27 protein-coding genes are annotated in these 25123 nt (G+C 66.4%); 12 read left to right on the top strand and 15 right to left on the bottom strand.

Annotation, left to right across the window (positions count from 1 at the left end; genetic code table 11):
- Positions 1 to 156 precede the first annotated feature (156 nt).
- Positions 157 to 1419: a type II toxin-antitoxin system HipA family toxin YjjJ gene (gene yjjJ / locus ABDB87_RS18480; protein ID WP_345929912.1), complete on the top strand. Its 1263-nt coding sequence runs from the start codon at positions 157 to 159 to the stop codon at positions 1417 to 1419.
- Positions 1420 to 1443: 24 nt separating this feature from the next.
- Here the strand turns inward: yjjJ and ABDB87_RS18475 are convergent, their stop codons facing one another.
- From ABDB87_RS18475 to ABDB87_RS18465, 3 genes are all read right to left on the bottom strand, one after another.
- Positions 1444 to 1845, bottom strand: coding sequence for a GFA family protein (locus tag ABDB87_RS18475; RefSeq protein ID WP_345929832.1), 402 nt, complete (start codon positions 1843 to 1845; stop codon positions 1444 to 1446).
- Between the two features lie 78 nt (positions 1846 to 1923).
- On the bottom strand, positions 1924 to 2283 hold the full coding sequence (locus ABDB87_RS18470; protein ID WP_345929830.1) for a ribonuclease E inhibitor RraB: 360 nt from the start codon (positions 2281 to 2283) through the stop codon (positions 1924 to 1926).
- 60 nt (positions 2284 to 2343) lie between these two features.
- A complete protein-coding gene (locus ABDB87_RS18465; RefSeq protein ID WP_345929828.1) occupies positions 2344 to 2826 on the bottom strand; it encodes a GNAT family N-acetyltransferase in 483 nt (160 codons plus the stop codon).
- A 435-nt stretch (positions 2827 to 3261) separates the two neighbouring features.
- Here ABDB87_RS18465 and ABDB87_RS18460 point away from each other — a divergent pair, with 435 nt between their 5' ends.
- Positions 3262 to 4884, top strand: a complete 1623-nt coding sequence (locus ABDB87_RS18460; RefSeq protein ID WP_345929826.1) for a methyl-accepting chemotaxis protein — start codon at positions 3262 to 3264, stop codon at positions 4882 to 4884.
- Between the two features lie 148 nt (positions 4885 to 5032).
- Positions 5033 to 5290 (top strand): hypothetical protein, encoded by a 258-nt coding sequence (locus ABDB87_RS18455; protein ID WP_345929824.1) that lies wholly within the window; start codon positions 5033 to 5035, stop codon positions 5288 to 5290.
- A gap of 24 nt (positions 5291 to 5314) precedes the next feature.
- On the opposite strand, the gene ABDB87_RS18450 is transcribed toward ABDB87_RS18455, so the two are convergent.
- From ABDB87_RS18450 to ABDB87_RS18425, 6 genes are all read right to left on the bottom strand, one after another.
- On the bottom strand, positions 5315 to 5797 hold the full coding sequence (locus tag ABDB87_RS18450) for a cyclophilin-like fold protein (RefSeq protein WP_345929822.1): 483 nt from the start codon (positions 5795 to 5797) through the stop codon (positions 5315 to 5317).
- Positions 5794 to 6396: a nucleotidyltransferase family protein gene (locus ABDB87_RS18445; protein ID WP_345929820.1), complete on the bottom strand. Its 603-nt coding sequence runs from the start codon at positions 6394 to 6396 to the stop codon at positions 5794 to 5796. The genes ABDB87_RS18450 and ABDB87_RS18445 overlap by 4 nt, the downstream gene beginning before the upstream one ends.
- 4 nt (positions 6397 to 6400) lie before the next feature.
- Positions 6401 to 7426 (bottom strand): XdhC family protein, encoded by a 1026-nt coding sequence (locus ABDB87_RS18440; RefSeq protein ID WP_345929818.1) that lies wholly within the window; start codon positions 7424 to 7426, stop codon positions 6401 to 6403.
- A gap of 1 nt (position 7427) precedes the next feature.
- A complete protein-coding gene (locus tag ABDB87_RS18435) occupies positions 7428 to 9623 on the bottom strand; it encodes a xanthine dehydrogenase family protein molybdopterin-binding subunit (protein ID WP_345929816.1) in 2196 nt (731 codons plus the stop codon).
- Between the two features lie 11 nt (positions 9624 to 9634).
- On the bottom strand, positions 9635 to 10093 hold the full coding sequence (locus ABDB87_RS18430; protein ID WP_345929814.1) for a (2Fe-2S)-binding protein: 459 nt from the start codon (positions 10091 to 10093) through the stop codon (positions 9635 to 9637).
- Between the two features lie 127 nt (positions 10094 to 10220).
- Positions 10221 to 11180, bottom strand: a complete 960-nt coding sequence (locus tag ABDB87_RS18425; protein ID WP_345929812.1) for an AraC family transcriptional regulator — start codon at positions 11178 to 11180, stop codon at positions 10221 to 10223.
- Between the two features lie 308 nt (positions 11181 to 11488).
- Between ABDB87_RS18425 and ABDB87_RS18420 the strand changes: the two genes are divergently transcribed.
- From ABDB87_RS18420 to ABDB87_RS18405, 4 genes are all read left to right on the top strand, one after another.
- Positions 11489 to 11944 (top strand): BON domain-containing protein, encoded by a 456-nt coding sequence (locus ABDB87_RS18420; protein WP_345929810.1) that lies wholly within the window; start codon positions 11489 to 11491, stop codon positions 11942 to 11944.
- 72 nt (positions 11945 to 12016) lie between these two features.
- Complete coding sequence (locus tag ABDB87_RS18415) at positions 12017 to 12871, top strand: SDR family oxidoreductase (protein ID WP_345929808.1); 855 nt, start codon at positions 12017 to 12019, stop codon at positions 12869 to 12871.
- 105 nt (positions 12872 to 12976) lie between these two features.
- Positions 12977 to 13162, top strand: coding sequence for a hypothetical protein (locus ABDB87_RS18410; RefSeq protein WP_345929806.1), 186 nt, complete (start codon positions 12977 to 12979; stop codon positions 13160 to 13162).
- Between the two features lie 152 nt (positions 13163 to 13314).
- The gene (locus ABDB87_RS18405; RefSeq protein ID WP_345929804.1) at positions 13315 to 13794 is read left to right on the top strand and encodes a GNAT family N-acetyltransferase; all 480 of its coding nucleotides are present in this window, start codon (positions 13315 to 13317) and stop codon (positions 13792 to 13794) included.
- A gap of 294 nt (positions 13795 to 14088) precedes the next feature.
- On the opposite strand, the gene ABDB87_RS18400 is transcribed toward ABDB87_RS18405, so the two are convergent.
- Complete coding sequence (locus tag ABDB87_RS18400) at positions 14089 to 14580, bottom strand: MarR family winged helix-turn-helix transcriptional regulator (RefSeq protein ID WP_345929802.1); 492 nt, start codon at positions 14578 to 14580, stop codon at positions 14089 to 14091.
- Positions 14581 to 14646: 66 nt separating this feature from the next.
- On the opposite strand from ABDB87_RS18400, the gene ABDB87_RS18395 reads away from it, so the two are divergent.
- From ABDB87_RS18395 to ABDB87_RS18385, 3 genes are all read left to right on the top strand, one after another.
- Positions 14647 to 15123: a carboxymuconolactone decarboxylase family protein gene (locus ABDB87_RS18395; protein WP_345929800.1), complete on the top strand. Its 477-nt coding sequence runs from the start codon at positions 14647 to 14649 to the stop codon at positions 15121 to 15123.
- 314 nt (positions 15124 to 15437) lie between these two features.
- Positions 15438 to 15860, top strand: coding sequence for a VOC family protein (locus tag ABDB87_RS18390; protein WP_345929798.1), 423 nt, complete (start codon positions 15438 to 15440; stop codon positions 15858 to 15860).
- 91 nt (positions 15861 to 15951) lie between these two features.
- Positions 15952 to 16371: a four-helix bundle copper-binding protein gene (locus ABDB87_RS18385; RefSeq protein WP_345929796.1), complete on the top strand. Its 420-nt coding sequence runs from the start codon at positions 15952 to 15954 to the stop codon at positions 16369 to 16371.
- 90 nt (positions 16372 to 16461) lie between these two features.
- Here ABDB87_RS18385 and ABDB87_RS18380 read toward each other — a convergent pair whose 3' ends face one another.
- A complete protein-coding gene (locus tag ABDB87_RS18380; protein WP_345929794.1) occupies positions 16462 to 18648 on the bottom strand; it encodes an OsmC domain/YcaO domain-containing protein in 2187 nt (728 codons plus the stop codon).
- A 137-nt stretch (positions 18649 to 18785) separates the two neighbouring features.
- Positions 18786 to 20807 carry a PEP/pyruvate-binding domain-containing protein gene (locus tag ABDB87_RS18375; RefSeq protein WP_345929910.1) on the bottom strand — a complete coding sequence of 674 codons (2022 nt, stop codon included), beginning with the start codon at positions 20805 to 20807 and terminating at the stop codon, positions 18786 to 18788.
- Positions 20808 to 20991: 184 nt separating this feature from the next.
- On the opposite strand from ABDB87_RS18375, the gene ABDB87_RS18370 reads away from it, so the two are divergent.
- A complete protein-coding gene (locus ABDB87_RS18370) occupies positions 20992 to 21765 on the top strand; it encodes a DeoR/GlpR family DNA-binding transcription regulator (protein ID WP_345929791.1) in 774 nt (257 codons plus the stop codon).
- Positions 21766 to 21803: 38 nt separating this feature from the next.
- A complete protein-coding gene (locus tag ABDB87_RS18365) occupies positions 21804 to 22187 on the top strand; it encodes a VOC family protein (protein ID WP_345929789.1) in 384 nt (127 codons plus the stop codon).
- Between the two features lie 90 nt (positions 22188 to 22277).
- On the opposite strand, the gene ABDB87_RS18360 is transcribed toward ABDB87_RS18365, so the two are convergent.
- From ABDB87_RS18360 to ABDB87_RS18350, 3 genes are all read right to left on the bottom strand, one after another.
- A complete protein-coding gene (locus tag ABDB87_RS18360; RefSeq protein WP_345929787.1) occupies positions 22278 to 22778 on the bottom strand; it encodes a YciE/YciF ferroxidase family protein in 501 nt (166 codons plus the stop codon).
- 48 nt (positions 22779 to 22826) lie between these two features.
- Complete coding sequence (locus ABDB87_RS18355; RefSeq protein ID WP_345929786.1) at positions 22827 to 23714, bottom strand: manganese catalase family protein; 888 nt, start codon at positions 23712 to 23714, stop codon at positions 22827 to 22829.
- A gap of 390 nt (positions 23715 to 24104) precedes the next feature.
- On the bottom strand, positions 24105 to 24986 hold the full coding sequence (locus tag ABDB87_RS18350; protein WP_345929784.1) for an alpha/beta hydrolase family protein: 882 nt from the start codon (positions 24984 to 24986) through the stop codon (positions 24105 to 24107).
- Positions 24987 to 25123: the final 137 nt, after the last annotated feature.

The following is a 25123-nucleotide window of genomic DNA, read 5'->3' as shown; positions in this document are numbered from 1 at the left end:
ATGGCATTCCCCGCCGAACACCGCCGGAATCAATTCACGTATCTATTCACAAATCAATTCACGCCTTCGCCTGACCATGTCTTCGCACCCGGACGCGCTCCGCCTTCTGCTCGCCAGAGGCCCCCACAGCGCACGCCAACTCATTGAAAAAAAAGCATCAGCCAGCCGACGCTGTCGCGAGCACTCGCGCAGCTCGGCCCGGAGCTGGTCCGGCTGGGCGCGGCAAGATCCATTCAGTACGCGCTGCGCGACACGCGCCGCGGCCTGCCGGAAATGCCGGTACACCGCGTGGATGCCGAAGGGCGGCTGCAGCGGCTCGGCCAGCTTGTGCCGGTTCAGCCGGAAGGCTTCGTGATGCTGGAAGCCGGCGGCAGCGCGCTGCACAGCGAGGGGCTGCCCTGGTGGCTGGCTGACATGCGACCCGCCGGCTATCTGGGCCGCGCCTATGTCGCGCGCCACGGCAGCACGCTCGACCTGCCGACACACCTGGGAGAATGGTCCAACACCCATGTGCTGCGCGCGCTGCTCACCCACGGGTACGACCTGCCCGGCAACCTGCTGCTGGGCGAAGCCACGCGCGAACACTTCCTCGCTGCCCCGCCTCCCGCGCCCCTTGCCGAAAACGACAAGGCCCGCCTCTACCCGCGCCTGGCACAGGAAGCCGCTCAGGGCGAACAGCCAGGCTCGTCCGCCGGCGGCGAACAGCCGAAATTCACCACCTTCGCCGACACTGCAAACGGCCCACGGCATGTGATCGTGAAGTTCAGCGAAGCGGAAGCCGGCCCGGTCAGCGAACGCTGGCGCGATCTGCTGCTGGCCGAACATCTGGCGCTCGAAACCCTGCGCGGAGCCGGCGTTCCCGCAGCGTGCAGCCGCGTGCTCGATGCGGGCGGACAGCGCTTTCTCGAAGTCGAACGCTTCGACCGCAACGGCGAGGCCGGCCGTCACGCGCTGTTCTCGTTCGCGGCGCTGGATGCCGAATTCGTCGGCGCCGGCAGTGGCGGCTGGCCGGCCATCGCCAGCCGGCTCGCTGCAGCACGGATCATCACCGCGGACGCCACCGAGGGCGCGGCGCTGCTGTGGGCCTTCGGCAGCCTCACCGGCAACACCGACATGCACGCCGGCAACCTCTCCTTCACCGCAGACCGCGGTCGCCCCTACGCCCTGGCCCCCGCCTACGACATGACGCCGATGGCCTTTGCTCCCCGCAGCGGCGGCGGCCTGCCCGACGCTGTCCCGGCCATTTCGCTGCGCAGCGACATCGCCAGCCCGATCTGGCAGCACGCCAATAGCCTGGCGCAGACATACATGCGCCGCCTGCAGACCGCAGACGGCTTCAGCCCCCGCTTCGCGCCCTGCCTGGCCGCGCTCGGCGCACATCTTGACGCCTGCGCCCGGCAGATCGCCCGGCTCGCCTGAGCGCGGCGGGCACGAGACGGGTGCTCAGGCCGGGCGATCAGAAGGGTGATTCACGCCGTCATTCGTGGGCACCTCGCCGAGGTCGAAGGGATTCACGCCTTCAAGGCAGCCCACGTTGTAGCCGTACTCGGCGGGATTGGAGCGGCGCTGATGATGGGTGTAGATGCCGCAGACCGAACAGAAGTAGTGCTTCGCCGTGCGGGTGTTGAACTGATAGCACCGGAGCTCGGACTCGCCCTTGAGGATCTCGATGCCCGACAAGGGCACCGAAGCCACGATGGCGCCCTTCCTGCGGCAGATCGAGCAATCGCAGCGGCGCGGATTCACGATGCCGTCGGGCAGGTGCAGGCGAAGCACGACGGCGCCACAGTGGCAGGAAGCAAGATGCCATTCGGAAATCCGGGTCGGACCGACTTGCCTGATCATGATGAAATCTCCCGATGAGCAATGGCCGGGGCAAGCGTCGGGCCTGCTGGCAAACGGCCTGAAAGACGGCCCGGCGCGCTACTCGACAATTTCGGCGCCCCAGCCGTCATACACACCGCCATGCGTCGCCGCGAGCGCCTCGAACCGGCGAGACAAGTCATTGAGCACGGCCAGATCGAGCAGCATCTCTCGCCGGGCAATCACCAGAAAATCGGGATTGTCGTCGTCCGGCCCGAAACATTCCGTCAGCCATCCCGACGCCTCCAGTGCTTGCGTGATGCCTTCAGCGGTCTCGAGCGATGGCATGTCGAACGCGAACTCGGGCCGGTGTGGTCTGGCGAGATTGGCGCCAAGCTCCAGCATTTGCAGCAGCACCCGGGCATCAGGGTCCTGACTGCCCTGCAGGCTGGCGATGAGTGAAGAGGCTGCGGACGACATCCTGTGGCTCCGGAATCGGGATCAGACGCACAGTTTAAGGCCATGCCGCGTGTCCCCGGCTCAGCCGGCATCGCTTTCCGGCGCCAGCGGCTTGCGCATACGTGCGTTCGGCAGCGCGATGTCTCCGCTCCAGGCCTGCCGTCGTTCGAGCACCACCAAGCCGAAGTGCCGGAAAAATGCCTCCGCACTGAGACTCACGTCAGCACTCATTTGCGCGATTCCCCTGGCTCGCGCCACCTGATGGAGGTGCTGCATCAGGCTGCGCCCCACGCCGCGGCGCGGATGCCGGCCGGCCACGAAGAAATGGTCGATGTAGCCGTCGGCCTGCAGATCCGCGCAGCCCAGGATCTCGCCGGCCTCCTCGGCGATGAAGGGCTGGATCCCGGCCATCCGGCGAGCCCAGCGCGCGGGATCCGGCGCATCCGGCGCCCAGGCCCTGATCTGCGCCGGGCTGTAATCCGCCGAAGCCACCGTGTGGATGGCGGAATGGAAGACCTGGAATAGCGCCGGCGCATCGCCGGGCTCAAAGCAACGTATCTGCATGCGAAAGGATGCGGCCGGAGAATCGGACATCGCGGCAAGCCTTGTGCCGGGCGGGCAACAGGACCGGAAAATGAAAATGAGGCTGAGGCCACCCAGCACAGCGCCTGCGGCGCTTTGCCTGTTGCCGGAGCAGCGAGCCGGCAGCGCCGCCGCCAGTGTTCGTCGGGCGGTCTCAAGACGGGAAATATTCCGCCGTAATACCCGGCAGAAGATCAAGGATCGCAGCGGTCCGACCGGGGCTCCACACAGGAGCTTCCGGAGAACGACCGCCGCACAAATTCCGGAGACAAAAAAAGGGGGTTCCTGCCGGCGGATTCCGCGCCGGGGCGTCCGCTTGCACTCTGGCGCGAGTGCCCGCGCCGACGATCACCCCGCCGTCCTGACGCCAGCTGTCCGATGCAGCCCGCCAGGCGGAATCATTCACGAAGGAAAACCATGAAACTCAGCATTGTGCAAAGACTCTGGGCCATCGTCGCCCTCGCTGCAGCCGCCGTGATCCTGGTGGGCGCGGCCGGTCTGCTGACCGCATCGAACGTGAAGGGAGATCTGGACACGATCCGCCAGGACCTCTTCCCGAGCGTCTACAAGCTCAACCAGATGACCCGCGCGATCATCAACATCCGGCTCGCCGTGCTGACGCATGCCACCAGTGACACCGAGAAGGACAAGGCCGACCAGAACAAGCGCTTTGCCGAACTCAAGACCCAGCTCATGGAGCTGACGGACGAGTACGAAAAGGAACTGATCACCAACGATCAGGACAAGCAGATGCTCGCGAAGGACCGTGAGCTCTTCAGGGAATATCTCGACCAGGCGGAAAAGGTGCTGGCCGCATCCAACGCCGGCAAGACCGAGGAAGCCGGCGCCGAACTCAAGAAGCTGCGTGAAGTGGCGGTACGCGTCAATCAGCAGGGCGTCACGCCGCATGTGAAGTTCAACGACGAGCAGGTCGACGCGGTAAACAACCATGCCGAGCAGGTCATCAAGAGTAGTGTCACCACCAATACCACGATCATCATCGCGAGCGTCCTGCTGGTCATCGCGCTGGGCTGGTGGATCGTCCGCTCGATCACTTCGGGCATCAACACGCTGGAAAGCACGGTCGAGCAGATCGAGCGCAATCTGGATCTGACCCGGCGCGTCAAGTATCAGGGCGAAGACGAACTCGGCCGCATGACGAAGTCATTCAACCGCCTGCTCGACCGTCTGCACAACAGTCTGAAGTCCGTTTCGGGTTCGGTGCATCAGGTCACGAACGCATCGGTGAACACGGCGGAATACGCCCGCCAGGTCGCAACGGCCGCCGAGGAGCAGAGCAGCTCGGCGACCAATATTGCCGCCAGCATCGAGGAGCTGACCGTGAGCGTCAGCCATATCGGCGACCATGCGGCGCAGACCAGCGAGCAGGTCAGCCAGTCCGGCAAGCTCGCCATGAACGGCGAGCGCATCGTCGAGCAGACCGTGGCAGACATCCAGAAGATCGCGTCCCTGGTCGACAACTCCGCCGGCCTCATCGAGCAGCTCGAAACCCAGAGCGTGAAGATTGCGCAGGTGATCGGGGTGATCCGCGAAGTGGCGGACCAGACCAACCTGCTGGCGCTCAATGCCGCCATCGAAGCCGCCCGCGCCGGCGAGCAGGGCCGCGGATTCGCCGTGGTGGCCGACGAAGTGCGCAAGCTCGCCGAGCGCACCGCCAGCTCCACCCACGAGATCACAGAAACCATCAACACCATGCGCAGCCAGGCGCAGAACGCCTCGCAAAGCATGCGCAACGCGGTCTCTGAAGTGGGCGGCAGCGTGGAGCGTGCCAGTCAGGCCAGCGAAGCCATCCGCGAGATCAGCCACAGCGCGCAGGCTTCGGTGCAACTGGTCAGCGAAATCAGCGACTCCATCCGCGAACAGGGCGCGGCCAGCACCGCAGTCGCCCAGGCGGTCGAGCGCATTGCGCTGATGACCGACCAGAGCACCCAGGCCGCACGATCCGGCGCCGGTGCGGCCCGCGAACTCGACGAACTGGCGCGCAAGATGCAGGCCGAAGTATCGGCCTACGTGCTCTAGATCACGCCGCCGGAAAGCCCTTGCCGGGGCTTTCCGGCAAGCGGGTCAGCCCCGCTGCCTCGGGTCGCAGGGCGCTGGCAGCGTGCGATGCAAGGCGATATGCTCCAGGGCATGACATCGTCCTGATTCCGCGCACAGACGCCCGCCCATGCCTCCGCACACGCAGCCCTCCGACACGGACGGCGATCTCGGCTTCAGCTACCGCCAGCGCAAGAATGGCGAAGTCGAGATCCTCCATCACGGCCGGCTCGCTGCCACCCTGCGCGGGGCGGAAGCCACACGCTTCATCCAGGAAGCCGAACGCGGCGGATTTGCCCTCGCCCAGCATCGCATGGCCCGCCTCACCGGCAACTACCGGCGCGGCAACGAAAGCCAGGCCTCCCGCCATCCACGCAATCGCCGCTGAGCAAGCTCAGCCCGGTGAAGCGGGCTAATCAGCGCGCTCGATGCTGACGGTCACTTTCCCGGGTTTGCGCAAGGGTTCGAGATCCGACTCGATCCGCCCCAGCTTCACCAGCCCGCTGGAATAGCGGAAACCCTTGTGAAAGAGCGCGAGATTGCCCCAGGGCGCGTAGTAGGCCAGATCGCCCGCTGCGGGCGCATGGCCTTCGGGCTCGCCGGCAATGTCGAGCTTGCGGGGTGGATAGGCGATCTTCTCGGTTGCGGCATAGTCCTCCAGCGTCAGCTTGAGCGGGAGCATGCGGTAGAAGTCACGAGCGGCCGGACTGTCCTGCAGCGTGGCGAACAGGGTCTGAGCCGGGAGAACAAGCCGGATCTTCATGCTGGCGGAGTCCTGTGGCAAAGGCAGGCGCTGCGCGAAGGCGCCAAGAATCAGAGCGAGCGGCAGAACCAGAGCGATCAGCAGGCGCCGGGCACGGCAGACCGACGCGAGGAGCGGGCGACTTACCTTCATGCGCACGCACTTCCCGAAGACAACTCACGCAGGTCGCCGGGCGTATCGATATCGAACAGGCAGCCCGGATCATTCACCGGCACATGCGTGATGCTGTCCTGATGCGCGCGGAGCAGATGGCGGGCGCCCTCGTCACCCTCCAGCGTCATGAGGGCCTGTTGCCAGACCGTGGAGAATCCGACCGGATGCCCGCGCCGGCCCTGGTGAAACGGCGCGGCCAGAGGCGCGCCCTCGCGCAGCGCACGGGTGATGTAGCGCAGGGTCTCATCGCGGATGCAGGGCATGTCGGCCAGCGCCACCAGCCAGCCCCCCGCACCGGGCGTGGCCTGCACGCCCCGCGCGAGCGTCACGCCCATGCCGGCCCCGGCATCGGGCACCTCCAGCACCTCGATGCCCTGTGCATGCAGGAGCTCGCGCTCGGCGTGCTGGGCGGGGCGCAGCAGCACGATGCAGCGATCGGTGGCCGCAGCCAGCTTGCGGGCGCTGGCCAGCAGAACCGGCTCGCCATCGGGCAGGCGTTCGAGCAGCTTGTTGCCGCCAAAGCGGCGGGCGCTGCCGGCGGCAAGCAGGAGCCCGAAGATGGACACAGGTGCCTGCATGGGATCAGGACACGGCACACGCGCCGGCGGCGCGCAGTTCGCCGGCAGCCGGCAGATCCGCCCGGTGCGGCAGGCGCGACGCGGTCGCCACGCCGTTCCGCACGGCAACCATTTCAGCCAGGATGGCCACCGCAATTTCGGGGGGTGTATGGCTGCCAATGGGCAGACCGACCGGGCCGTGCAGGCGGGCCAACTCCTCTTCAGAGAAGTCGAAGTGCTGCAGGAAGCGTTCGCGCCGTTTCGCGTTGTTGAGCCGGGAGCCGACCGCGCCCACATAGAAGGCCGGCGAGCGCAGCGCCTCGAGCAGCACCATGTCATCGAGCTTCGGATCATGGGTGAGCGCCACCACCGCGCAGTGTGCGTCCGGCACCATCTCCAGCAGGGTATCGTCAGGCATGCTGCTCACCAGGCGCGTGCCGGGCACATCCCAACCCGGGCCGTATTCCTCGCGCGGCTCGCACACGGTGACTTCATAGTCGAGCGCCAGCGCCATCTGCGCGAGATAACGCGAGATCTGGCCGGCGCCGATGATCAGCAGGCGCCATTGCGGCCCATGCACGGTCAGCAGGCGTTCGCCGTCCCAGCGCATGGCCGCGCCGCGGCCCGCCGCTGAAAGCGTGACGAGACTGGAGGAAAGATCCACGCTCTTCGCCACCAGCTGGCGCTGACTCAGCCTCTCGGCGAGCTCGTCGAGCAGCGCGGCATCGGGCTGCGGTTCGATCAGCACCTCAAGCGTGCCACCGCAGGGCAGGCCGATGCGCTCGGCCTCCTCCTTCGTGACACCATAGACCAGCGCGAAAGGCCGCTTGCCGGCGAGGCGCCCGTCTCGCATGCGCATGACGAGGTCATCCTCGATGCAACCGCCCGACACCGAACCTTCGACCAGTCCGTCCTCGCGCAACACCAGCCAGGCACCTGGCGGACGCGGCGCCGAACCCCAGGTGCGCGCCACCGTCACCCAGGCAAAGCGCCGCCCTTCGGCGGCCCAGCGCCGGGCGGTGGCGAGCACCTGCAGATCGACGCTGTCCATCTCAGGCTTTCAGCTGCGTGGTGTCGAAGGGCAGATCGCGCAGGCGCTTGCCGGTGGCCGCCGCGATCGCATTCGCCACGGCCGGCGCGAGCGGCGGCACGGCCGGCTCGCCGATACCGGTCGGCTTCTCCTGCGAGGCGATGAGGTGAACCTCCACCCGCGGCATCTCGGTGATGCGGATCGGCGCGTAATCGTGGAAGTTCGACTGCTCCACCACGCCATCCTTGAGCGTGATGGCGCCATGCAGCGCGGCGGAGAGCGCATAGCCGACCGAGCCTTCGACCTGCGCGCGGATGACATCGGGATTGATCGGCACGCCGCAATCCACGCCGCACACCACACGATCGACGCGCAGACTGCCATCGGCCTGCAAGGTGATCTCGGCCACCTCGGCCACGAAGGTTCCGAAGGACTCATGCACCGCCACGCCCCGCGCCCGGCGCTCGCCCGGCGCAGCCGGCAGCGGCGTGCCCCAGCCGGCCTTGTTGGCGGCAAGGCGCAGCACTGCGCTGTGGCGCGGGTGATCCTTCAGGAGCTCGAGCCGGTAGGCCACCGGGTCCTTGCCGGCCTGCGCGGCCAGCTCGTCGATGAAGGTCTCGGTGGAATAGGCCGTATGGGTGGAACCGACCGAGCGCCACCAGTGCACCGGCACGCCGATGTCGGTGGGGGTGTGCAGATCAACGAGCCGGGCCGGAATGGCGTAGGGCAGATTGGCCGCACCCTCGACCGAGACCGGGTCGATGCCGTTCTGCACCATGCCGGCAAAAGGCGAGCCGGCGAGGATGGACTGGCCGACGAGGCGGTGGCGCCAGGCGGTCGCATTGCCGTGCGCGTCCAGCGCGGCTTCGATGCGGTGGTGGAAGACCGGACGGTAGTAACCGGCCTTCATGTCGTCCTCGCGGAGCCACACCAGCTTCACCGGTGCGCGCCCCTTGATGGCCTGCGCGATGGTGACGGCCTCGCGCACATAGTCGGCGTCCTTGCTGCCGCGGCGGCCGAAGCTGCCACCGGCGTAGAGCATGTTGATCTTCACCTGCTCGACCGGAATGCCCAGCAGCGCCGCCACGGCCATCTGGTCGCCGGTCTGCATCTGCTCGCCGTTCCAGATCTCGCATTCGCCCTGGCCCAGGCGCACCACACAGTTGAGCGGCTCCATCGCCGCATGCGCGAGGAAGGGGAAGTCGTAGCTGGCACTCAGCACCTTTGCCGCGCTTGCGAAGGCGGCGTCGGTGTCACCGCTGCGATGCGCGACCGCCCCGGGCTGCTTCGCGAGCTCATGGTAGCGAGCGAGGATCTGCTCGCTGCCGAGCCTGAAAGCGCTGCTGTCGTCCCAGGTGATGCGCAGGGCGTCGCGCCCTTTTTTCGCGGACCAGGTATCACGGGCCAGCACGGCCACGCCGGAAGGAATCCGCACCACCTCCACCACGCCCTTGATGGCACGCGCTTTCGAGGCGTCGACCGATTTCACCTTGGCGCCGAAGCGCGGGGGATGCGCCACCACGGCGGTGAGCATGCCGGGCAGATGGATGTCCTGGGTGTAGATCGCACGGCCGTTGACCTTTTCAGCCGAATCCTTGCGCGGTGCGCGCTTGCCGACGAGCTTGAAGTCCTTCGGGTCCTTGAGCTGGATGTCGGCCGGCACGCTCTCGGCAGCTGCGGCCTGCACGAAGTCGCCGAAGCTGCCGCTGCGACCGGAGGCTGCATGACGAATGACGCCGTCATTGACGGTGATTTCGCTGGCCGGCACCTGCCACTGTTTGGCCGCTGCCGACACCAGCATGGCACGCGCCGCGGCGCCGGCCTGGCGCATCTGCATCCAGCAGTTGGCCATGGCGCTGCTGCCACCGGTGCCCTGGAACGGCCCCCACAGCGTATTGGCATAGCGCTTCGCATCGGCCGGTGCTCCTTCGACGCGCACCTGCGCCCAGGATGCGTCGAGCTCTTCGGCCACGATGGTGGCGATGCCGGTGTAGGTGCCCTGCCCCATCTCGATGTGCTTGGAAATCACGGTCACGACGTTGTCGGTGCCGATGCGCACGAAGGCATTCGGCTCGAAGCGCAGCGCGGTAGCGGAAGCATCCGGCGGCAGGCCAGGACCGGTGGCCGCGCCCGACTCGGGCAGGCAGAAGGCCAGGCTCAGGCCGGCGATGCCCTGCAGGAAGCGGCGGCGGCTGTCGTTTTCAATACGGGTGTTCATGGTCGGCCCCCTCACGCCAGCGCCGCGGCCGCTTCATGGATCGCGGCACGGATGCGGACATAGGTGGCACAGCGACAGATGTTGCCGGCCATGGCGGCATCAATGTCGGCATCGGTCGGCTTGCGGTTTCCGGTCAGCAGCGCCACGGCGCTCATGATCTGGCCCGACTGACAGTAGCCGCACTGAACGACGTCCAGCCGCTTCCAGGCCTCCTGCACAACCTGCGCGACCTTCTGGGTCTCGACGCCTTCGATGGTGGTGATCTTGTGACCCACCGCCACGGATACCGGTGTCGTGCAGGAGCGGATCGGCTGGCCATCGAGATGCACCGTGCAGGCGCCGCACAGGGCCATGCCGCAGCCGAACTTGGTGCCGGTGAGCTGCAGCGTGTCGCGCAGCACCCACAGCAGGGGCGTATCGGGCGCCACGTCGACACGCGTGGCTTGTCCGTTGATGTTGAGGGTAATCATGGGGCTCTCCGTTCAGGGCGCAGATCTGCGCTTCTGCATTCTGGGAACGGCGGAGTCCCTGCGATAGATCATTCCTCTGAGTTTCTTGCCTGATCCTCCTGCCTGCCGAAAACCCCGATCCGCCGCGTCAGCGCAGCACCGCCGGGCGTTCAGCCTGGGGCAGCGCACGCCGATGCAACAGGGTCTCGATATCGCGCCGGGGTGGCGCGCCGAAGAGCCGGCTGTATTCACGGCTGAACTGCGAGGGGCTTTCATAGCCGACCTGGAAGGCCGCGCTCGCGGCATCGAGATGCTCGTTGAGCATCAGGCGCCGCGCCTCATTGAGTCGCAGCCATTTCTGGTACTGCAGCGGGCTCATCGCGGTGAGCTGCCTGAAATGCAGATGCAGGCTCGACGGGCTCATCTGGATCCGCGCGGCCAGCTCCTCGATGCGCAGCGATTCCTTGAAGTTGGCTTTCAGCCAATCGATCGCCCGTGCCACCCGATGGCTCTGGCTGCCCAGCAGGATGATCTGGCGCAGGCGCGCGGCCTGGTCACTCATCAGCAGGCGGAAGTGGATCTCGCGCTGGATCAGCGGCGCGAGCACCGGGATCGACTCCGGCTCATCGAGCAGCTGGAGCAGGCGCAACATCGGCTCCAGCAGGCGGGGCGTGAGCGTGCCGGGCGCGATCCCGCGCGCCGATCCGTGCCCTGCATCGGCGGGCACATTGCCCTCGGCAATGAGCTCGGCCATCACGCGCAGGTTGAGCCTGAGCACCAGGCCGACACAGGGCCTCTCCGCACTCGCGTCGATGACCTGGGAGCTGGCCGGCAGATCGATCGAATTGATCAGGAAACGTTCGGTGTCATAGGGAAAGGCATCATCGCCCACCAGCAATTGCTTCGCGCCCTGGGACACCATCACCACGCTGGGCTCCACCATGCAGGCACAGGGTTCGGTCAGCGAGTTGCGACGGAAGAACAGCAGTCCGGGTACCGGCGTTTCACGATCCTCGTCACCGGGGGTGTGCCGCAGGATGATGTCCGTGATCGCCGCCTGCAGTACATCCGGGTCTGCGCCGGCTTGTCGGGGGACCTGGGGGGTCATGGGGCTTCTCCTTGTTTTCTGCTGCCCAATCTAGCCGGCAGCGCCGGATTCTGTCTCGCCCCGGCACCTTCGTCTGGAGGATCAGGCAAGAAATTCGCAGGAATGGGCAGTCCGCGGCGGAACGCTGACATGACGACCCGCGCGCCCACCGAATCCGGCTGACGGAAAAATCCTACAAGCCGCGATCCGCGCCGCCGACTCCGCCATGCGCCTTCATGAGCTGCTTTGCGAAGGGCCGCCTGCCTAGAGTGGACACGACACCCCCAGCGTCCGCACCGGCATGGCCGCCGCGTTTCAAGGAGTACGTCATGATTCCCCGACATTCCGTCCGCATCCTCCTGCTCGCAGCCTTCGCCGGCCTGCTGCCTGCCTGCAGCCGCGGGCCGGCAGAGCCCCGCGCGGGCCACACCGGTCTGTTGCCGCTCAGTGTGTCCGCCAGCGCCGAGGATGTGTTCAGCGCCAGCCTGGAATCCGCCGGCCGCATGCTGCAGGCCTATGAAACCGGCGTGCGTGCGATCGCCACGCGCGAAGAGGCGGACGATGCCCTGATCGACCGCCGCCTGCGCTCGGAGATTACCGAAGACGCCACCCTGCGCGGGCTGGATGTGCAGATCAGCACGCATGCCGGCATCGTGACCCTGACCGGCAGCCTGCATCGCGACGAGGATCGCCAGCGGCTGATCAGCCTGAGCCGCTCAATGGAGGGCGTGATCTTCGTGAATGACCGCCTCCGGCTCGTCGGTCCCGACGGCCGCGCCGCCTGAGGCGCGTCTCTGTTGCCCCACCCCGCTTGCGCCTGACCGGCGCCCCTTCCCTGCCCGCACGAGGTATCCAGCATGAGCGACACGCCCCTCAATCCGCCCCAGCATCAGGACCGCCAGCCCGGCCTCGAGTCGGAGATGACGCCGCCGCCGCGCGCCGTCAATCCGGAGACCGGACCGCTCCGTCTCAAGGACCAGGTCGCCATCATCACCGGCGGCGACAGCGGCATCGGCCGCGCCGTCGCGGTGGCCTTCGCGACCGAGGGCGCCGACGTCTGCGTCGTCTATCTCAATGAGCATGACGACGCGGAAGACACCGCCGGCATCGTGCGCAGCCTCGGCCGGGAATGCCTGCTGCTGGCCGGAGATATCGGCGATCCGCAATTCTGCCACCAGGTGGTCGGCCGCACGGTCGAGCGCTTCGGCCGCCTCGACATGCTGGTCAACAACGCCGCCGAGCAGCATCCGCAGGAGCGGCTCGAAGACATCGAACCCGAGCAGCTCGAACGCACCTTCCGCACCAATGTGTTCGGCATGTTCCACCTCACGCGCGCGGCCCTGCCCCACCTGAACGAAGGCGCGCGCATCATCAATACCACCTCGGTCACCGCTTACCGCGGCAACCCCACGCTGCTCGACTACGCGGCATCGAAAGGCGCGATCGTGGCCTTCACCCGCTCGCTCTCGCTGCAACTCCTGCCGCGCGGCATCCGCGTGAACGCGGTCGCGCCCGGGCCGGTGTGGACGCCGCTGATTCCCTCCACCTTCGAGCCCGACAAGGTCGCCCACTTCGGCCAGCAGGTGCCGATGCACCGCCCGGCGCAGCCTGCCGAGATCGCGCCTGCCTATGTGTTTCTGGCGAGTTCCGACGCCTCGTTCATGAGTGGGCAGGTGCTGCATCCGAATGGCGGAGAGGTCGTGAACGGCTGAGCCGGGCGGCCACGCGGGGGGCGCTGCACGAATGGCTGGCATCGGTTTGGCTACCGGCAGGCTAGGGTGAAACGTTCAGGCAGTCGCATCAGGCAGGAGGAAGTCATGTCGCAACTGGAATCCATCAAGATCCATCTCCAAGACCTCGGCAAAGCCATCAGCCATGTCGAGCACCACACGCCGGAAGAACTCCCCCAGCTTGCAGCCGCCGCACTCACCGAAGTCCGGAAAACCCTCTCCCTGCTTACCCAGGAAATCGCCGAGATCCAGTCACACCTGCCGAAACACTGAGGCCACACGGCTCCCGGCTGTTGCTCGTCTTCAAGGCAGGCGTCATGCCTTGCGCCAGTCTTCCGGCTTCACGCGGCTTGGATTAGCATGGGGCACGACCATGGCGCTGCCTATCCCAGGCAGCAGATTGCTCCCGCCCCTTCAAACAAGACATGCCGTACTACCTGATCCAGCCTGAAGACCCTGAAACCCCCGATGCGCTTGTCCTGCTCGATGCGCTGTCCGATACCCTGGCCGCGATCACCGGCAGCAGTGGTCGTGCCTCCTTTTCACCGGACGATGTTCGCGGTGAGGGTGCCATTTTCCTGATCGCGCGTGACAGCGCCGGACGCCCGGTCGGTTGCGGCGCGTTCCGCCCGCTGCAGTCAGGCGTTGCCGAGCTCAAGCGCATGTATGCCGCGCCCGGCACGCAGGGCGCGGGGAGCGCGCTGCTGGAGGCGCTGGAAGCGCATGCCGCGCAACTGGGCTACGCCGAGCTCTGGCTGGAGACCCGGCTGGTGAACGCCCGCGCCGTTCGCTTCTACGAGCGCAAGGCTTATCAGCGCATCCCGAATTTCGGCAAGTACGCCGGGCGGCCGGAAGCCGTCTGTTTCGCCAAGCGCCTGCCTTCTGGCTCATCGTCGCCCGCCTGAAACGCAGCCTGTGCCGGGCACGGGGCAGACATGACGGCGTCCTTGCTTCAACACATGATGTGCCCTGATCAGGTGCCCTCCGAAGCTCCGTGAAACACCGATCAGCCTTCCGGAAATTGTCGGGTTGAAGTCTCTGCAGGACGGGAGGATGTCGCCGGATCAGGGGAGTCCTGAGGCCGGGCATTCCGATTGAAGCCGCGGCCCGCATGAAGCGGTGGCTCGCGTCAGAAGCCCGACGAGGGGCCCCGCAGTACGGCAAGCGCATCAAGATCCCGCAGAAAACAAGGCACGCAGTTACCTGGGCTCAGACATCGGCATTGCATCCGTCATGGCCAGTTGAACCAGCCATCTGCGCACGACCTCCTCCTCCTTCGCCGGCACGCCTTTCAGCAGAATCTGCTCGACAAGCTCGACACGCTGCTTGCAGTTTTTCAGCATCAAAAGACCTGCCGAGCTGAGCTCGATACATTGCGCCCTGCGATGCACCGGATGGGCGCTGCGACGGATGAATCCTGCTTTTTCCAGGTTATTGAGAATCACGCAAATCGTCTGCGGCGTCAGCAGTGACAGGCGAGCCAGGTCCGCGCCGGCGATGCCAGGGTATGCAGAAAGCATCGTCAGTACGGAAAACTGGGGCAGGGTCAGGCCCAGTGGCTGCAGGGCCTGTTCCAGGCGACTGCGATGCACGGCGTACGCCTGGCGCAGCAGATAGCCGATATGCCCCTCGACGCCGCGCTTCCCCTCGCCCACCGCCGGAATGTGTGTTTCAGATTGACGCTTGCTCATACCATTCGAATTCGAATAACATTTCAAAACCATTCGAATTCGAATACTACAGGAGTCACTCGCATCATGCCCACATCGACTACCCTGCGTTACGCCGATCTTGCTGCACGTGCCCCACAAGCAGTCGAAGCACTGCTGAGTCTGGGTCGTGCCATTGACGCCAGCGGTCTGAGCAAACAGCTCAGCGAATTGCTGAAAATACGCGTTTCGCAAATCAATGCCTGCGCCTTCTGCCTGAACTTTCACCTCAAGTACGCACGCAAACTCGAGGTTTCAGCACAGAAAATCGACATGCTGCCGGTTTGGCGTGAAATGGGCACGCTCTACTCGCCCGCCGAACACGCTGCACTGGCCTGGGCAGAGGCGCTCTGCTACATGCCCGGCACTCCGCTCGACCCCGCCGTACGCGAAGCGCTCAGCAAACACTTTTCCGCTGACGAAATCATCAACCTCACGCTCAGCATCGGTCATATCAACGCCTGGAACCGGATTGCCGGCGGGCTATCGCTGGACCCTGAACTGGCGGCAGGAACCGGCAGTTGAATATCACCCCTCGCGGGCTGCGGCGGAAGGTCGAGGCCAGAGCGGGGCGCTCGGACCCAAGCACATTTCCAAGTACCACCGCCGTCCGCTTCGCCAACCGCCTGCCTGCCGGCTCATCGTCAGCCGCCTGAAGTTCGATCGGCGCCACACTGCGGCGAGCATGACTTTGTCATCATTGATGGACAGACCCCGGCCGTCAGCAGATGCTGTCTCCAGGTTTCTGGCAGCGGCCCCACTCATGCCGTCATCATTGCCGGAATAGGCGAATACGGGCCTCTTCCCTGACTGAACCGGCTCACCGGAACGGAGCAAGGATGTTCTCTCACGTATTTGTCGGCGTAGCGAAGTTCGAGCAGGCGCTCCGCTTCTATCGCGCCCTGATGGCCTGCCTCGCCGTCCCTGAGCGTTTCTGCGAACCGGACCGGCCCTGGGCGGGCTGGCAGACGCCGGAGAGCGTGCGGCCACTGTTCATCATCGGCAAGCCCTGGAACGGTGAGCCCCATGCTCCAGGCAACGGCCAGATGGTGGCGTTTGCCGCGGCAAACCGGGCCATGGTGAACGCGGCCTGGGAAGCGGCGCTCGCGCACGGCGGCAGGCCGGAAGGCGCCCCCGGCCTGCGGCCCGAATACCATCCGCATTACTACGGCGCCTACTTCCGCGACCCGGAGGGCAACAAGCTCTGCGTCGTGTGCCACGCACCAACCGACGACGCTGCGCCGGCCTGTCGCCTAGGCTGACTTCGGGCAACAGTCATGAGTGTGTTCGCGCTGCGCCCGGGCATGCCGTTTGCCGCGCAGGGCGTCCAACACACGCCTGAAGGAGAACGCCATGCATGCCCGAGAAATGCTCGCCACGCATCCTCATGTCCAGGGTAATACCAACGATGCGCTGATCCGCTGCATCGAAGCCTGTGCCGACTGCTGGCAGGCCTGCACCGCCTGCGCCGACGCCTGCCTGGGTGAAGACATGCTCGACCGGCTGACCCAGTGCATCCGCCTGAATCTGGATTGTGCCGACTGCTGTGCCGCGGCGGCGGCCCTGGCGAGCCGGCGCACCGGAAGTCACGAGGCGCTGCTTCGCACGATGCTCGAAGCCTGCGCCGAAGCCTGCCGGGATTGCGGCGAGGAATGCGAGCAGCACGCCACGCAACATGAGCATTGCACGGTTTGCGCCCGCATCTGCCGCGCCTGCGAGGAAAGCTGCCGTGAGGCCGCGGCCTCTACCGGTGAAGCACGCGCACCGCTCTGAGTGCGCGCAGCATGAACATGCCCGCCGCATACTGATTCCGGACGCCCCAGGAAAGCGGGGCGCCGCGGGCGACCGGGTGGAAGCGCCGGCTCAGCCCTTCGCCGCGGCCGCCCGGGCGCGATGCAGCTTGCGATAGCTGTCGATCAGGCGCTGGTGGCGGTCCAGGCCTTCGAGCTTCATGCTGGTTTCGGTGAGCCCGAAGAAGCGCACGCTGCCCTCCACCGAGCCGATCGCGGCGTCCATGCGCGCGTCGCCGAACATGCGGCGGAAGTTCGCCTCGTAATCGGCGAGCGCCAGTTCCTCGTCGAGCGTGACTTCCAGCACCACGTTGAGCGCCTGATAGAAGAGCGCGCGCTCCAGCGTGTTCTCGTTGTACTGCAGCCAGGCACCGACCAGCTCATGCGCGGTTTCAAGATCCTGGATGGCAAGGCAGATCAGCAGCTTCAGCTCCTGAATGGTGAGCTGGCCCCAGACGGTGTTCTCGTCAAACTCCACGCCGATCAGCGTGATGATGTCGGTGTAATCATCCAGCTCGCTGTCTTCCAGGCGCTCGAGCAGATCCTGCAGCGCGTCGTCATCGAGGCGGTGCAGATTCAGGATGTCTTCGCGGAAGGCGAGCGCCTTGTTGGTGTTGTCCCAGATCAGGTCTTCCACCGGATAGATCTCGGAGTAGCCCGGCACGAGGATGCGGCAGGCCGTGGCCCCCAAGTGGTCATACACCGCGACATACACTTCCTTGCCCAGATCCTTGAGGATGCCGAAGAGGGTCGCGGCTTCCTCAGCATTGCTGCCGGAAAAATCCCACTCGACGAATTCATGATCGGCCTTGGCGCTGAAGAAGCGCCAGGAGACCACGCCGCTCGAATCGATGAAGTGCTCGACGAAGTTGTTCGGCTCGGTGACCGCATTGCTCTCGAAAGTGGGCTTGGGCAGGTCGTTGAGGCCTTCGAAGCTGCGGCCCTGCAGCAGCTCGGTGAGGCTGCGCTCCAGCGCCACTTCGAAGCTCGGATGCGCGCCGAAGGAGGCGAAGACGCCGCCGGTGCGCGGGTTCATGAGCGTGACGCACATCACCGGGAATTGCCCGCCCAGCGAGGCATCCTTCACCAGCACCGGGAAGCCCTGCTCTTCCAGGCCCTGAATGCCGGCGACGATGCCAGGGTACTTCGCCAGCACCTCAGCCGGCACATCCGGCAGGGCGATTTCGCCTTCGAGGATTTCGCGCTTCACGGCGCGCTCGAAGATTTCCGACAGGCACTGCACCTGCGCTTCCACCAGCGTATTGCCGGCGCTCATGCCGTTGGAGAGATAGAGGTTGTCGATCAGGTTGGTGGGGAAGTACACCACCTCGCCATCAGACTGCCGCACATAGGGCAGGCAGCAGATGCCGCGCTCGGTGTTGCCGGAGTTGGTATCGAAGAGATGCGAGGCACGCAGCTCGCCATCGGGGTTGTAGATCGCGAGGCTGTACTCATCCAGCATGCCGGCGGGCAGCGCATCCTTCTTGCCCGGCTTGAACCAGCGCTCGTCCGGGTAATGCACGAATGCCGCGTTGGCGAATTCTTCGCCCCAGTACTGGTCGTTGTAGAAATGGTTACAGCTCGCGCGCTCGATATATTCGCCCAGGGCGGAAGCCAGCGCGCTTTCCTTGCTTGACCCCTTGCCATTGGTGAAACACATCGGCGAATGCGCGTCGCGGATATGCAGGGACCATACATTCGGCACCAGATTGCGCCACGAGGCGATCTCGATCTTGATACCGAGTGCCGCCAGCGTGGCTGACATGTTGGCGATGGTCTTTTCCAGCGGCAGATCCTTGCCGGGGATGTAGGTGAGCGTGTCCGAATCGGGATTCAGGGTGAGCAGCGCCTGTGCGTCAGCGTCCAGATTCTCGACTTCCTCGATGATGAACTCCGGCCCGTTCTGCACCACGCGCTTCACGGTGCAGCGGTCGATCGAGCGCAGGATGCCCTGGCGGTCTTTCTCGGAAATATCCGCCGGCAACTCGATCTGGATCTTGAAGGTCTGCTTGTAGCGGTTCTCGGGATCGACGATGTTGTTGTGCGACAGGCGCATGTGCTCGGTCGAAATACCGCGCGCGTCGCAGTAGGCCTTCACGAAATAGGCCGCGCACAGGGCCGAGGACGCCAGGAAGTAGTCGAAGGGGCCGGGCGCCGAGCCATCGCCCTTGTAGCGGATGGGCTGATCGGCAATGACCGTGAAGTCGTCAAACTTCGCCTCCTGGCGGAGCTTGTCGAGAAAATTGACCTTGATTTCCATGGCTGAATTCCGGGTGTAGCAGACAGAGTGGCCGCCATTATCCGGGTTTCCGGCGGCCAGCGCCCCGCCGTTGCAGGCCAGGCCCTGCGCTTCCCGCCTCCGCCCTGCCCGATCCTCCTCCGGCGCGCCGTCGCTCCTTATGGCGCAGCGCGGCGGGCAAGCCCCGCGGAGGCGCTCGACCGGGGCGCCTGGCGGCCATAGGGCCGCGCCTGGAGCACGATCACCTGCTCGCCTTCGGTGGTGGCCCATTCGATGTCCTGATCGTGGCCGCCGAAGAGCTTGCGGATTGCGTCGCCGACGCGCGCGAGGCGGCGCGCACTGGCGTCGTCGAGCACGGTCTGGTGCTGGCTGGCTTCGTCCAGCGCGCGCTCCCGCACGCCACCGGCCTCATCCAGCGCCAGCTCGCTCTGCTCGTCGGCGCGGCTCAGCAGCTGCACCGCGCCACTGCGCGCATCCGCCATCACCTGCTCGGCAATCCGGCGGCCTTCCACCACCTTGATGCCGATACCGCGCTTGGCGGCGATGTAGCTCGCGCCCCGGTGCGCGGCGTCGAAGGGATCACGCGTGATCATCACGCCGGAGCGGCGGGAGTCGACCGCTGTCTGTACCAGCACCGCCATGGCTACTGCATCCAGTGGGATCGCGGCGGCGCGACGCGCCTCGAAGGCTTCGCTGTTGAAGACCGAGGCCCACACCGTTTTCACTGCCTCGGACAAGGCCTCAGCCTGCCGCACGTTGGGCACGGTGGTATAGAGCCCCGCACCGCTGAAGCCGGGCAGGTCTTCGGAGTTGGACGAGCTGCGCACGAACACGCCCGCGCCGCCCAGTTGCGCCTGCCATTGAGCCAGCCACTCGGCAGACCAGGCTTGCGGCAGCGGCAAAGCCACCAGCTCGCGGCGCAGCGTGTCGAGCGCGGCATGGCGCACGGCGGGATCCTCGTCGAAATGCGGCGTGGCTGCCGCCGCCCGGATCAGCGCCTGCGCGGCCGCGCCGTTCATGAATTCGGCATAACGCGCAAAGGGAATGCAGAAGCCGTCCGGCACCTGCACCGAAGGCAGTCTGGCGGCGCGGATCTGACCGAGATTGGCCGCCTTGCTGCCGCAACGGCTGCGATCGGGCGCGCGCAGGGCAGCCAGGGGCGCCAGTGCCGGGTGGCTCAGATCGGGCCTGGGCAGCGCGCGGCCCTGCTGTGCCTTCACCAGCGCCTGGGGGGCGATCGGCTGCACGCGATAGCCCTCGCGCGTCACCCGCAGCTCAATCCATTGCCGGTCAAGCGGGGCAAATGCCGTCAGCGCGTCGCGCACCCAGGCATTCGGAATTCCCCAACCGTGGGCGAGCAGATTCACATGCGAGATCGCGGTGGAAGGCCGGCTGGTAATGATGCCCGCCACTGGCGGCAGGCTGATCGGCACCTCATCGAGCACCAGAATGTCCTGCGGATCGGCGTCTGCCACGATGCCGCCAGCCGGCACCAGGCGCACCCGGCCTTTCGCCACGCCCTCATTGAGCGGCAGGAAGGCCTGCTCGCGGATCAGCTGTGCCTGCGACAGGAAAGGCAGGCCGGCGGTGGTCGCCACCCGCTCATGCGCCTGGGCATTGGCCTTGAATACCAGCGGCGCGAAGAAGGCGGCCTGCAGGCTGCGCTGTGCCGCCTGCAGCAGGTGCGCATCGAGCTGGTCGCCTTCCCAGAATTCATAGGTCCATTGCTGCGTGCTGCGCTGCCAGGCCAGCGTGCCGAGCAGGAAGCGGCGATCCGGCGTGCGGTAGTTCGCCGCCAGCGCGGCATGGTCCAGCCGCAGGTGCAGCGGACCGCGCGCCAGGAAGTGCTCATGCAGGCTGAAGCGACGGGTATTGATGAAATAGGGCCGGTCGCCCTGCTGCCGGTCGATCAGGAAGAGCAGATGCGGCAGCTCCAGCGGCGTGCCGCGGTGATAGCGCCGCGCCAGACGGTCAAAATCGACCTGCCCCCCGATGCGGGCGCGATAGGCCTCGGCCACCGGCGGCGTGGGATCCACCTCGCCGGCAGCCCGGAATGCCGAGGGTTTCGTAGCCAGCTGGGCCTGCGCCGGCAGGCCCGTCAGGCACAGCAGACCGAGCGCGCCTGGCGCCAGCCTGCGAAGGGAGCGGAGAAACAGACGGAGAGGCGCCGGAGCAGTCATCACGAAACAGCACGCAGGAAGGGGCGCCCATCATGCCACCGCGCCGGAACCCTGCGCCCGCCGCTCGTAGCCCGGCGCGACGCAGGCCTGCGGACGGTCAGCACCTCGCGGCCCGGGCACCGGGCCCACACAATGCACGTTTATGCACGTTTACATTCCTGTTTGTGCACGATATGGTGCGCAGATGAATGCCGACCTGCCCCTTGCCCGCCGGGACCAGATCGCCGCCCGTCTGGCCGACGGCCAGCCCGTGGTGGCCGCCACGCTCGCACGCGAGTTCGGCGTATCCGAAGACGCCATCCGCCGCGATCTGCGTGCTCTCGCCGCCGAAGGACGCTGCCGCCGCGTGTATGGCGGCGCGCTGCCCTGCACCCCCGCATTCAGCCCGGTCAGCGCCCGTGCCGAACAGGACGGCCCGCTCAAGCAGGCCCTCGCCCGGGCCGCCGCCACGCTGGTGCAGCCCGGCGAACTGATCTTTCTCGACAGCGGCAGCACGCCGCTCGCGCTGGTCGATGCGCTGCCGGACGAATTCGAACTCACCGTCGCCACTCATGCCATTGACATCGCCGCCGCCGTGCTGCGCCGGCCCGGGATGAAGCTGGTGATGCTCGGCGGCTGCGTGGATCCGGTCGTGGGCGGCGCGCTGGACGCCACCACCGCACAAGGCCTCGCGCAACTGAACATTGATCGCTGCTTTCTCGGCGCCTGCGCCGTATCGGCCAGCCGGGGGCTGAGCGCCCAGCATGCTGCCGACGCGGCCTTCAAGCGTCTGCTGCTGCAAGCCAGCCCCCACAGCACGGTGCTCGTCACCGCGGACAAGTTCAGCGCCCGCGCGCCTCACCGCATCGCGCCGGCCGAGGCCGTGCAGTGCTTCGTGCTAAGCCCTGAGGCCCCGGCCGCCGAAGCCGACGCCCTGCAGGCCCTGGGCTGCAGCCTGCTGCGCGCCGCCGCTACCTGAAAACTCCTGCGCCGCCCACTGCCTGACCGGAGCCCCTCATGCCCCTCGCTCACGTTGCCCTCTGGACGACCGACCTCGATGCCGCCGCAGATTTCTGGCAGCGCTATTTCCAGGCCGAGGTCGGCGAGCCCTATCACAGCCGCCGTCGCGCCGGCTTCTGCTCCCGCTTCGTGAGCCTGCCGGGCGGCGGCCCGCGCATCGAGCTCATGAGCCTGCCGGCACTTGCCCGCGCTCCGGCGGCCGAGCACAGCGGCTGGGATCACATCGCGGTCTCCCTCGGCTCTGCCGAAGCCGTGGACGCGCTTGCCGCCCGCTGCGCGCACGATGGCCTGCTGCTCTCGGCCCCCCGGCAGACGGGCGACGGCTTCTATGAAGCGGTAATCCGCATGCCCGACGGCGCGCCGGTCGAGATCACGGCCTGAGCGGCTGCCGCCAGCGGAGCATCATCATCTTTACCGCCGCATGAAAAACGCCGCCTCGCGGCGGCGCTTCCACACGGTGCGGTTCGAGCATCAGGCCGCCTGGGCTTCGGCGTTGGCGGTCTGTTTGGCGAACTGGGTGAGCTTTTCATCGGTGGCCTTTTCCTCCTGCAGGGTTTCGAGCAGCAGGTCCATGGCGTCGTCATGGCCGAGCAGCTTGGCCCAGGTTGCGAGGGTGCCGTAGGTGGCGATCTCGTAGTGCTCCACTTTCTGTGCGGCGGCCACCAGTGCGGCATCCAGGATGGGGCCTTTTTCGAGCTCGTCGATGAGCTCGCGCGATTCCTCGACCAGGCCTTCCATGGCCGCGCATTTGAGCCGCTTCAGGCGCAGGCCCTTCGCTTCCACGATCTGGTCGATGCGCTGGACCTGGCCGAGGGTCTCTTCAAGATGGGTCTCGAAGGCCTGAGCCAGCTCGGAATTGGTGGCTGCGCGGGCGAGCCGCGGAAGGGCTTTGGTGAGCTGCTTCTCGGCGCTGTAGACGTCGGAGAGCTCGTGCAGGAAAAGTTCGTCAAGGGTGCGGGTTTTCGTTGCCATGGTCTTGCTCCTGATGTGGGGTGGGTGGGGAAAATGAGGGCGGGCGACTCACTCCGGCAGCGAGCCAAGCTCGGCGCCGGTGGTGGGATTTGCGTCGGGGTCCGAGCGGGTGCGCAGCGCGGCGGCCTCGACGGCGGCCTGCTCTTCCCTGTCGAGCCGGACTTCCGCCAAACCGTCGCCGCCATCTACCGCGTGTTGCGCTTCGCGGTCGGCAACGACGGTGAAATTCTCATCGCTGTTCCAGGCGCCTTCCGGCGCGTCTTCCTCGCCTTCACTGTCTTGCGACAGGTCGAAATAGACGCGCTCGAACTCGGGCATCGCAGGCAGCTTGCCGGGCGGGAAGTTGGGCGTAATCGCGTAGAGGGCTTTTTCGAAGGAGAGCTGGTGGGCAACCTCGCGCGTCATCAGGAAGCCGAGTGCCTCCTTGACGCCAGGGTCGTCGGTGGCATTGATGAGCCGCTCGTAGATGATCTTGGCGCGCGCCTCCGCCGCGATGTTGGAGCGCAGGTCCGCCGTCGGCTCGCCGATGGTGTCGATGTAACCTGCCGTCCAGAGGTAGCCCGCCGAGTTGGTCAGTGCCGGCCCGCCGCCATAGAGCAGCTGCGTGAGGTGGGAGTCATTGCCGGCGCCGGTGATCGAGCGGTAGATTTCGGCTTCCTCTTCGGCGGCTTCCGCGAGCCGGCCCTTGGCGCCCTTGTTGAGCATGGCGACGAGCGTGCCGATGACTTCGAGATGACTGAGCTCCTCGGTGGCTATGTCCATCAGCATGTCCTTGCGGCCCGGGTCGAGCTCGCCGAGCGCCTGGGTGAAATAGCGCGTGGCGGCGGCCAGCTCGCCCTGCGGGCCACCGAACTGTTCCAGCAGAAGGTTGGCCAGCCCGGGATTGGTCTGACTCACCCGCACGGTGTATTGCAATCGCTTGTTGTGCGCAAACATGGGTCGCTCTCCTGTCGGTTGCTTCAGTGTCGGCTGACACCCTATGGAAACCTTAGGAGCCGCACGCGGCGCACCACGTAGGAGAAGCTGCGTAATGCGGGTCGGACACCGGGAAAAGATTCGCGGCGCCGGCACACTCACGCACCTGTCTGAAAGTCGTCACCCTTTGAGCGCTGCCGCAGCACTGCCCGGCGCCGCCCGCGCGCGCCATGCGACCAGCATGAAGCCTCTTTCCGCCCAAGGGCATTCATTCCGGCTCACGACGCCCAGGCCTCGCAGTCCGGAATCAAGGCAAGCAGATCGGTCACGCCAAGTTCGACGCCGCCCATAGCCCGATGCGCCGATCCGGCCGCCCCCGGTTTCGCCACAGGCGCAAGGGCACCGACGCACTTACCTGAGCGACGGCAGACTGGCGATGAACTCATCGACGGCCTGAGACCAGATCGGCAGTGCGGCCTTCGCCCCTATCAGGCCGTGGCCATTGTTTCCGAACGGCGCCTGCAGCACATAGCGGCCCTTGCCACCGGCGCGCTCGAAGGCTTCGAACCAGCTGCGCGTGTAGCCCGGGCCGAAGAAGAGATCGTTCTCCACATAATGGAACAGCACCGGAACCTGGATGCTGGCGCCGAACCTGCCGAAGGTTTCGGCCAGTGCTCCCTCGCCGCAGGGCACGGAAGGATGCTTGACCGGATCGCCGCCTCGCCCGCCCGAGAAGTTGAGCACGAAATCCACGCCTTCAGGTTTCAGGCTCGCAGCGGCGAGCGATGCAAAGCCGCCCGCAGACTGCCCCGCAAGCACCGAGGCATCCTGCTTCACATAGGGCAGGCTGCGGCCGAAGGCCAGCGCCGCGAGCACATCCCGCGCAGCCTGCATGCCGGCCTTGTAGAACTCGGAGGCGCTGCAACGCGCATAGCCCTCGGCGTAGTCGCCGCCGGTCGCCCCGTAGCCCCGGCGTACCGGTGCGATCACCACATAGCCGCGCCGCACGAACTCGCGCGTCGCCGTCATCTGCAGCGCGCGCCCCATGGTCTGCCTGTCTGCGGCCACCGGCGGGCTGCCATGGCTCAGCACCAGAAGCGGAAACGGCCCGGCCCCGTCCGGGCGGAACACCGTCGCCACGATCTGCCGGTCACTTTCCAGCAGGGAAGCGGCCGGCACAGTGATCTGCACGATCTCTTCGTGCAAGGCTTCGTTGAGCTTCTCCTGCGCCCCGGCCGGCAGCGCAGCAAGGATCCAGATCGAAGCGAGCAGGCAAGACCATCTGTTTGTCATGACCGGTTTCCGGGTGGTTTTCATGGCATGCGCAAGCCGGGCGAAGGCTGCGTCCGGGAGAAGATTGTCAGGTCACCGCATCCACTTCGTCCAGCCTTCCGCCCGACGCGCCCCTGCCCTGCCAACCCCGCAGGGCG

The organism is Uliginosibacterium paludis (genome assembly GCF_039631355.1).
In the GTDB taxonomy this organism is placed as follows: Bacteria; Pseudomonadota; Gammaproteobacteria; order Burkholderiales; family Rhodocyclaceae; genus Uliginosibacterium; species Uliginosibacterium paludis.
This window is presented reverse-complemented; position numbering and strand designations above follow the sequence as displayed.

What these genes read in the sequence shown, in the direction of transcription:
- ABDB87_RS18475 (WP_345929832.1), bottom strand. Translation starts at nt 1,845, where the DNA reads ATGATCAGGCAAGTCGGTCCGACCCGGATTTCCGAATGGCATCTTGCT.
- ABDB87_RS18470 (WP_345929830.1), bottom strand. Translation starts at nt 2,283, where the DNA reads ATGTCGTCCGCAGCCTCTTCACTCATCGCCAGCCTGCAGGGCAGTCAG.
- ABDB87_RS18465 (WP_345929828.1), bottom strand. Translation starts at nt 2,826, where the DNA reads ATGCAGATACGTTGCTTTGAGCCCGGCGATGCGCCGGCGCTATTCCAG.
- ABDB87_RS18460 (WP_345929826.1), top strand. Translation starts at nt 3,262, where the DNA reads ATGAAACTCAGCATTGTGCAAAGACTCTGGGCCATCGTCGCCCTCGCT.
- ABDB87_RS18455 (WP_345929824.1), top strand. Translation starts at nt 5,033, where the DNA reads ATGCCTCCGCACACGCAGCCCTCCGACACGGACGGCGATCTCGGCTTC.
- ABDB87_RS18450 (WP_345929822.1), bottom strand. Translation starts at nt 5,797, where the DNA reads ATGAAGGTAAGTCGCCCGCTCCTCGCGTCGGTCTGCCGTGCCCGGCGC.
- ABDB87_RS18445 (WP_345929820.1), bottom strand. Translation starts at nt 6,396, where the DNA reads ATGCAGGCACCTGTGTCCATCTTCGGGCTCCTGCTTGCCGCCGGCAGC.
- ABDB87_RS18440 (WP_345929818.1), bottom strand. Translation starts at nt 7,426, where the DNA reads ATGGACAGCGTCGATCTGCAGGTGCTCGCCACCGCCCGGCGCTGGGCC.
- ABDB87_RS18435 (WP_345929816.1), bottom strand. Translation starts at nt 9,623, where the DNA reads ATGAACACCCGTATTGAAAACGACAGCCGCCGCCGCTTCCTGCAGGGC.
- ABDB87_RS18430 (WP_345929814.1), bottom strand. Translation starts at nt 10,093, where the DNA reads ATGATTACCCTCAACATCAACGGACAAGCCACGCGTGTCGACGTGGCG.
- ABDB87_RS18425 (WP_345929812.1), bottom strand. Translation starts at nt 11,180, where the DNA reads ATGACCCCCCAGGTCCCCCGACAAGCCGGCGCAGACCCGGATGTACTG.
- ABDB87_RS18420 (WP_345929810.1), top strand. Translation starts at nt 11,489, where the DNA reads ATGATTCCCCGACATTCCGTCCGCATCCTCCTGCTCGCAGCCTTCGCC.
- ABDB87_RS18415 (WP_345929808.1), top strand. Translation starts at nt 12,017, where the DNA reads ATGAGCGACACGCCCCTCAATCCGCCCCAGCATCAGGACCGCCAGCCC.
- ABDB87_RS18410 (WP_345929806.1), top strand. Translation starts at nt 12,977, where the DNA reads ATGTCGCAACTGGAATCCATCAAGATCCATCTCCAAGACCTCGGCAAA.
- ABDB87_RS18405 (WP_345929804.1), top strand. Translation starts at nt 13,315, where the DNA reads ATGCCGTACTACCTGATCCAGCCTGAAGACCCTGAAACCCCCGATGCG.
- ABDB87_RS18400 (WP_345929802.1), bottom strand. Translation starts at nt 14,580, where the DNA reads ATGAGCAAGCGTCAATCTGAAACACACATTCCGGCGGTGGGCGAGGGG.
- ABDB87_RS18395 (WP_345929800.1), top strand. Translation starts at nt 14,647, where the DNA reads ATGCCCACATCGACTACCCTGCGTTACGCCGATCTTGCTGCACGTGCC.
- ABDB87_RS18390 (WP_345929798.1), top strand. Translation starts at nt 15,438, where the DNA reads ATGTTCTCTCACGTATTTGTCGGCGTAGCGAAGTTCGAGCAGGCGCTC.
- ABDB87_RS18385 (WP_345929796.1), top strand. Translation starts at nt 15,952, where the DNA reads ATGCATGCCCGAGAAATGCTCGCCACGCATCCTCATGTCCAGGGTAAT.
- ABDB87_RS18380 (WP_345929794.1), bottom strand. Translation starts at nt 18,648, where the DNA reads ATGGAAATCAAGGTCAATTTTCTCGACAAGCTCCGCCAGGAGGCGAAG.
- ABDB87_RS18375 (WP_345929910.1), bottom strand. Translation starts at nt 20,807, where the DNA reads ATGACTGCTCCGGCGCCTCTCCGTCTGTTTCTCCGCTCCCTTCGCAGG.
- ABDB87_RS18370 (WP_345929791.1), top strand. Translation starts at nt 20,992, where the DNA reads ATGAATGCCGACCTGCCCCTTGCCCGCCGGGACCAGATCGCCGCCCGT.
- ABDB87_RS18365 (WP_345929789.1), top strand. Translation starts at nt 21,804, where the DNA reads ATGCCCCTCGCTCACGTTGCCCTCTGGACGACCGACCTCGATGCCGCC.
- ABDB87_RS18360 (WP_345929787.1), bottom strand. Translation starts at nt 22,778, where the DNA reads ATGGCAACGAAAACCCGCACCCTTGACGAACTTTTCCTGCACGAGCTC.
- ABDB87_RS18355 (WP_345929786.1), bottom strand. Translation starts at nt 23,714, where the DNA reads ATGTTTGCGCACAACAAGCGATTGCAATACACCGTGCGGGTGAGTCAG.
- ABDB87_RS18350 (WP_345929784.1), bottom strand. Translation starts at nt 24,986, where the DNA reads ATGACAAACAGATGGTCTTGCCTGCTCGCTTCGATCTGGATCCTTGCT.